We start from the raw sequence: 6,259 nt of genomic DNA, 5'->3' as shown, positions 1-6,259 counted from the left end.
TCGATGACGGCGCAAAGATTACCGAAGCCGCCTATTACGCCGCCCTTGAGAGTCGCACGCGCCTGCAGGGCGAATTGGGCGATTTCCTGCGGCGTTACGATGCCTTGCTGACGCTGCCCGCCCGCGGTGAGGCGCCCGCCACGCTCGCGCATACCGGCGACCCCGCGTTCTGCACTCTGTGGACACTTTGCGGCGTGCCGGCGCTGACCATTCCCTCGGGGCTGGGCGCCCACGGCATGCCGCTCGGTTTGCAACTGGTCGGCGGCTATTTGCAGGATGCGCGTCTGCTGCAAGTGGCGCTGTGGTGCGAAGACGCGATCGGATTCCGCGGCAATCCCCCGGAACTTTAGTTCTCGCTGTACGCAAATCACGCGATTGGCTCTTTACACCGGTCGCATTTCCTTTTTAACTGGGGCATCGCGTTTTTTTTCAGAAGGGGCACGACGATGGCGATGAAGGTGGGTTTTATTGGACTCGGCATCATGGGTCGGCCGATGGCGCTTAACCTGCTCCGCGCGGGGTACGCGCTGTGGGTACACGGGCGCCGGCCGGTGACGATGGACGTGCTAACGGAGGCGGGCGCGCAGCCCTGCGGTTCGGCCGCGGAGGTTGCCGCGAACGCCGAAATCATTTTCATCATGGTTTCCGACACGCCGGACGTGGAGCATGTCGTGACGGGCGAGAACGGTCTGCTGTTGCGTCTGAAGCCGGGCCAGGTCGTGGTGGACATGAGCACTATTTCGCCAGCGGCCACGCGTCGCATTGCCCAGCAGCTCGAGACGCGCGGCGTTGAGATGCTGGATGCGCCGGTTTCCGGCGGCGAGGCGGGCGCGATCAACACCACGCTTTCTATTATGGTAGGTGGCAAGGAAAAGACGTTTCAGCGGGTCAAGCCGCTGTTCGAGGCCATGGGCAAGAACATCGTGCACGTAGGCGATCACGGCGCCGGGCAAGTGGCCAAGGCCTGCAACCAGATCGTGGTGTCTTTGACCATCGAGGGTGTGAGCGAGGCGCTGACGTTCGCGCGCCGCAACGGGGTGGACGCGGCCAAGGTGCGCGAGGCACTGATGGGCGGCTCCGCCGGCAGCAGGATTCTGGAAGCGCATGGCAAGCGCATACTCGACAACGATTTCAAGCCCGGTTTCACGGTGAAGCTGCATCAGAAGGACCTCCGCATCGTGATCGAGGATGCGCACAAACTCGGCATCGGCCTGCCGGGCGCGGCGCTGGTAGCGCAGCATCTGAACGCACTCATGGGCAGCGGCGACGGCGAACTCGACTCCGCCGCGATCGTGAAGGTCGTGGAGCGGATGTCCGGCACGTCCGTGAAGTAACGAATGACCGTCGCCAATAGATATAAAACATATTGCGTAATCCGGATCGGAAATAGCGCGGGAGGGGTGAATGATTGCCTGGTTGAGTGACGCGAATAATTGGATCGCGTTGTTGGAGATCATCGGCGTCAACATCGTCTTGAGTGGCGACAACGCAGTGGTTATCGCCCTAGCCTGCCGCAGCTTGCCGCCGACGCAGCAGCGTCTGGCGATTATTTTTGGCGCGGCCGGCGCTATCGTGCTGCGCGCCATTCTCACGGTGTTTGCAGTCCTGTTACTCGCCAAGCCTTACCTCAAGCTCGTCGGCGGCGTGCTGTTGCTCTGGATCGCCATCAAGTTGCTGTTACCGGATGACGATGGGGACGGCGAGACGGAGGGTAACGCAGGAATGTTCGCGGCCATCAAGACCATTGTGATCGCGGACCTGGTGATGAGCCTCGATAATGTGCTCGGCGTCGCGGCCGTTGCCAAAGGTGACGTGGTGTTGCTGGTACTGGGTCTTCTGATCAGCATGCCGCTCATCATCTACGGCAGTACCCTCATCATGCGTTTGATGGGACGTTTCCCCGTGGTGATCACCTTGGGCGCCGCCCTGCTCGGTTATGTGGCCGGCGAGATGGCGGTGACCGACCCGGTGGCGGCTCCCTGGATCGAGGCGAATGCAACGTGGCTGCACATGTTCGCCCCGCTGCTGGGCGCGGTCCTGGTGGTGCTCGCCGGCAAGTATTTTGCGCGCCGCAAGAAACGCGCGGTGGTCGAGGTCGCGGTGGAACAGCAGGAGTCCAAGCCGTGATGCGGATCGCCGTATGAATAAACGGGAGGGACGATGATCAAGCTACTGGTAGCCGTGGATGGATCGGACAACGCCAACCGGGCCGCGGGTCATGTGCTGCAACTCGCGCAAAACAGCCGTGAACCCCTGGAAGTGCATGTGCTGACTGTGCAGCCTCCGGTGACGTTTGGCGATATTAAAAAGTTTGTCAGCCAGGAAGCGCTCAATGCCTACTATCACGACGAAGGCGCAAAGGCGCTGGCGACGGTGCGCCAGCAGCTCGACAAATCTTCGGTGGCGCACACCTATCATATTGTCGTTGGCACGGTGCCCGAGACCATCGTCAACTATGCACACGAACATGGCTGCGCCCAGATCGTCATGGGGACACGGGGGCTGAGTTCGGTTTCAAGCCTGCTGCTGGGCTCGGTGGCGTCCAAGGTGCTGCATCTCACAGACATTCCGGTGACCTTCGTGAAGTAACCGCCCGGGGGATGGCGGCGGGCGGTAATCGGGTACAATTTCCGCATGACCACGCGCGCCGAAATCCTCAGGATGCTGTCCGACGGCGCGTTTCATTCCGGCACCGATTTGGGCAAGAGGCTCGGCATCACGCGCGCAGCGGTGTGCAAAAACGTCCGCCGTCTCACGCAATCGGGACTGGATGTGCATCGCGTGACCGGGCGCGGCTACAAACTCGACGCGCCGCTCACGCTGCTGAATCGTTCCCGCATCCTGAAACATCTGGGTGACGCGGCCGCGGATTTCCGCGACCGCCTGCACGTCCTCGACGAAACGGAATCGACCAATCGCCATCTCGCTGAACTCATCGCGCACGCCAGGACCATGAACGGCATGGCCTGCCTCGCCGAGGCGCAGTCAGGCGGTCGCGGCCGGCGTGGCCGCGCATGGGTCGCCACGCCTTACCACAATCTCATGTTCTCCATGGCCTGGCAGTTTCCCGGCGGTCCGGGCCTTGTCTCGGGACTGAGCCTGGCCGCCGGTCTGGCGGTGCTGCAAGCGCTCGAGGAATACGGCGTCGACGCTGCGGGACTCAAATGGCCGAACGATGTGTTGTGGGACGGACGCAAGCTCGCCGGGCTGCTGGCCGACGTGCAGGGCGAGTCGGCCGGCCCGACACAGGTAATCCTCGGGGTGGGCGTGAATGCGTATATCGGTCGCGAAGATGCCGAGCGGATCGATCAGCCGTGGGTGGACCTGCGCAACATTCTCGGTGAAACCGCCGACCGCAACCGCCTCGCGGCGCTCCTGATCCGGCATCTGCGGCGAATGTTCCAGGTGTTCACCGAAAAAGGCTTCGTGCCGTTTCGCGAGGAATGGGTGTCGCGCCATCTTTACCACGGCCGGCGCGTGCGCCTGATCCAGGGTGATCGGGAATTTCTCGGGACGGTCGAGGGCATAGATGAAAATGGCGGCCTGATCGTTCGTCTTGCCAATGGAAAGCAGGTGTTTCATTCCGGCGAGATCAGCGTGAGGCTGGAGAAATGACAATTTCGCCGGGAGCGAAATTGGACGCGATTTGCGCGCTGCACCGCAGGGCGCGCCACGGGTGGCGCGCATGACGATTTCGTCTCAAACGAAATCGTCCGCGCAAAGCGCGCCCGAAGGGCGCGGTCCAGGGAAGGACCGCGTCAATTTATTAATTGATCTCGGCAACAGCCGCCTGAAATGGGCGCAGCAAGCGCCCGGTCTCTGGCGCACGGAGGTGGCCTTGCTCGAACACCCGATGTCGTCACTGCTGGACAGACTGTGGCGCGATATGGCCGCCCCGCAGAAGATCGTCATGTGCAGCGTTTCAAACACTGAACGAATGCAGGCACTGGAGAAATGGGTCCAAGCGCGCTGGTCAATTGCACCGCGAATTGTCCGTACACAGACAGAGCAGCTCGGCGTGCGGAATCGTTACCGGCAGCCGGAGCAGCTCGGCGTGGATCGATGGGTGGCGCTGATCGGCGCGCGCGGACTCACCACCTCCGCGGCGTGCGTGGTGGATTGCGGTACCGCCGTCACGGTGGATGCCTTGTCAGCGGAGGGTGAGTTTCTCGGCGGCGCGGTTTTTCCGGGCCTGCGTCTGTTGCGCGACAGCCTCGTGCGGGGAACGGCCGGCATTCCCGCCACCGAGGGTGATGCCACCGAATGTCTGGCGCGATCCACGGCCGATGGCGTTGCCGCCGGGACCTTGTTTGGTCTGGCGGGCGCGGTGGAGCGGTTGATTGACGAATACCGCCGCACGCTCGGCGAGACGATGCGTGTGTTCCTGACCGGCGGTGATGCCCCGGCGCTGGCCGAGCGGCTGCGTACGGCGCACACGCCGGTACCGGATCTCGTGCTGAAGGGCCTGGCCAGGATCGCGGATACCTTATGAAACTGAAATGGTTGTTTGCCACATTCGTGCTTGCCAATATCGGCTTGTGGATGTGGGCGAGCTGGTACAAGGAGACGCCGATCGAGGAGACGCGTGCGGCGCGTGCGCCGCTTGCTCTTGAAAAAATGCGTCTGCTCACCGAGCCGAACGTGAAGCTCACACCGCGCAAGACGCCGCCGCCCGCGAACGCGGAACTGATGGCCAATGCCGTGCCGGTTTGTTTTCATCTCGGCCCGTTTACGGACACGGCCCGCGTCACCCAGGCCGAGACAAAGTTGAACGAGCTGCACCTCGGGTTTGCCCGTCGCACCGATGAAACCAAAATGATCACCGGTTACCGCGTCTACCTGCCGCCGCTCGCGTCCAAGGAGGCAGCGGAGCGCAAGCGCCAGGAACTCACCCGTCTCGGCTTCAAGGATCATGCCGTGTTTCAGGAAGAAGGCTGGCACAACGCGATATCGCTCGGCCTGTTTTCCGTCGAGGCCAATGCCACGGCGCGGGTGCGCGAACTTGCGGCCAAGGGCGTGGAGGCAAGCATGCAGCCGCTGACCCAGGACCGTACTCTTTACTGGCTTGATCTCCTCGAGCCGACGGCGCAGGATAATATCGTGAAGCTCAAACAGGCAGACTGGGGCGCAAAGGAAGTGCAGCTTCACGAGTCGACCTGCCCGTCGCCACGCACGAAGTCGAATGGCTCCCCGTGAATGGCGACGTTCCTGAAGTAATGTATCAACTCACGCAGATTCATTAAGCGGTTCGTTTCGTGGTCGACTTGATTGCCTGAGCGGGTGAAAATATCGGTTGGTGTCTGATCTCGCGCATTCTTCCCCCATGTCAATGCGCGAACGGCTGACAACAGGTGAAGGAGGGTCTATGCGAATCAAACCATTGTTGCTGTTGATCTTCGGTCTCGCCGGCCCGGTGTGGGCGGATATGGAAGCAGCGCAGCAGGCGCTGGACGAACAAAACTATAGCACCGCCTTCAAGCTGTTCGAATCGCATGCAACGCGGCAGCATATTGATGCGATGTATCAGCTTGGGATCATGTACCGCGACGGTTTGGGCGTGGAACGTGACTTGGCCCGCGCACTCGAATGGTTTGAAGAGGCGGGCGAGTCCAACTGGAAGCGCGAGCATGGCAAGCTCGGTTCACGCGAGGCGCAGTATCAGGCGGGACTGATGCACCTCAATGGCCATGGCACGAAACGCGATCCCGACGAGGCCGCGGACTGGTTCGAGGACGCGGCGACACAGGGTCACGCGCCTGCCCAGCTTGCTCTCGCCCGGTTGCTGCTGAAGGGCGAAGGTGTCAGCCGGGATTACCAGGAGGCCTATGTCTGGGCCGGTATGGCGCTCAATTCCTTTCCTTCCGACGAGGCGAAGCAGGCAGAAGCCCGGGCGATCCGTGACGAGGCCGCGCGCAACCTGTCGCCCAAGGCGCTGGCCGAAGCAACCAAGGAAGTCCAGAGGCGTCTGGCAGAGTAGTTGGGTCGATTGTCTGATTCGAGCGCTATACTTACAATTCACCGCTTTTCGGTACTGGCCCGCATAGCTCAGTTGGTAGAGCACCTGATTTGTAAAGGTACCTAAGGAAGTAGGGCGCGTTTAACATCAATCACTTGTATCGCTTGCCCGCGCCCGAACCCTATTTGAATTACCGCATTTTCAGCCACACCCCGTCCCACGCTGGCACAAAACTGGCACACGCCGCTGCGCCATCGGCGCTGCATCATTTTGTCGTTTAAGTGTCTTCAGCGGATCTTCAAC

8 protein-coding genes are annotated in these 6,259 nt (G+C 61.7%); all 8 read left to right on the top strand.

The window, feature by feature from the left end:
- On the top strand, window positions 1-350 hold a 350-nt coding region (locus tag WB402_RS05680), incomplete at its 5' end, for an amidase family protein (RefSeq protein ID WP_424205944.1).
- Between the two features lie 102 nt (window positions 351-452).
- Window positions 453-1,334, top strand: coding sequence for a 2-hydroxy-3-oxopropionate reductase (locus tag WB402_RS05675; protein WP_424205946.1), 882 nt, complete (start codon window positions 453-455; stop codon window positions 1,332-1,334).
- Window positions 1,335-1,407: 73 nt separating this feature from the next.
- On the top strand, window positions 1,408-2,127 hold the full coding sequence (locus WB402_RS05670) for a TerC family protein (RefSeq protein WP_424205945.1): 720 nt from the start codon (window positions 1,408-1,410) through the stop codon (window positions 2,125-2,127).
- 33 nt (window positions 2,128-2,160) lie between these two features.
- Complete coding sequence (locus WB402_RS05665; protein ID WP_424205943.1) at window positions 2,161-2,589, top strand: universal stress protein; 429 nt, start codon at window positions 2,161-2,163, stop codon at window positions 2,587-2,589.
- 45 nt (window positions 2,590-2,634) lie between these two features.
- Window positions 2,635-3,615 carry a bifunctional biotin--[acetyl-CoA-carboxylase] ligase/biotin operon repressor BirA gene (gene birA, locus WB402_RS05660; RefSeq protein WP_424205942.1) on the top strand — a complete coding sequence of 327 codons (981 nt, stop codon included), beginning with the start codon at window positions 2,635-2,637 and terminating at the stop codon, window positions 3,613-3,615.
- A gap of 70 nt (window positions 3,616-3,685) precedes the next feature.
- Window positions 3,686-4,492: a type III pantothenate kinase gene (locus WB402_RS05655; RefSeq protein ID WP_424205941.1), complete on the top strand. Its 807-nt coding sequence runs from the start codon at window positions 3,686-3,688 to the stop codon at window positions 4,490-4,492.
- Window positions 4,489-5,196 carry an SPOR domain-containing protein gene (locus tag WB402_RS05650; protein WP_424205940.1) on the top strand — a complete coding sequence of 236 codons (708 nt, stop codon included), beginning with the start codon at window positions 4,489-4,491 and terminating at the stop codon, window positions 5,194-5,196. The genes WB402_RS05655 and WB402_RS05650 overlap by 4 nt, the downstream gene beginning before the upstream one ends.
- Window positions 5,197-5,365: 169 nt before the next feature.
- Window positions 5,366-5,977: a tetratricopeptide repeat protein gene (locus WB402_RS05645; RefSeq protein ID WP_424205939.1), complete on the top strand. Its 612-nt coding sequence runs from the start codon at window positions 5,366-5,368 to the stop codon at window positions 5,975-5,977.
- The last annotated feature ends 282 nt before the right edge of the window (window positions 5,978-6,259 follow it).

The organism is Sulfuricaulis sp. (assembly GCF_049587675.1).
Classification (GTDB): Bacteria; Pseudomonadota; Gammaproteobacteria; order Acidiferrobacterales; family Sulfurifustaceae; genus Sulfuricaulis.
The sequence above is the reverse complement of the archived record's forward strand: the minus strand, read 5'-3'. Positions and strand labels throughout refer to the sequence as shown.

Excerpts from the sequence above, each read along its gene's own strand:
- birA (WP_424205942.1), top strand. The coding sequence starts at position 2,635 with ATGACCACGCGCGCCGAAATCCTCAGGATGCTGTCCGACGGCGCGTTT.
- WB402_RS05645 (WP_424205939.1), top strand. The coding sequence starts at position 5,366 with ATGCGAATCAAACCATTGTTGCTGTTGATCTTCGGTCTCGCCGGCCCG.
- WB402_RS05650 (WP_424205940.1), top strand. The coding sequence starts at position 4,489 with ATGAAACTGAAATGGTTGTTTGCCACATTCGTGCTTGCCAATATCGGC.
- WB402_RS05665 (WP_424205943.1), top strand. The coding sequence starts at position 2,161 with ATGATCAAGCTACTGGTAGCCGTGGATGGATCGGACAACGCCAACCGG.
- WB402_RS05655 (WP_424205941.1), top strand. The coding sequence starts at position 3,686 with ATGACGATTTCGTCTCAAACGAAATCGTCCGCGCAAAGCGCGCCCGAA.
- WB402_RS05675 (WP_424205946.1), top strand. The coding sequence starts at position 453 with ATGAAGGTGGGTTTTATTGGACTCGGCATCATGGGTCGGCCGATGGCG.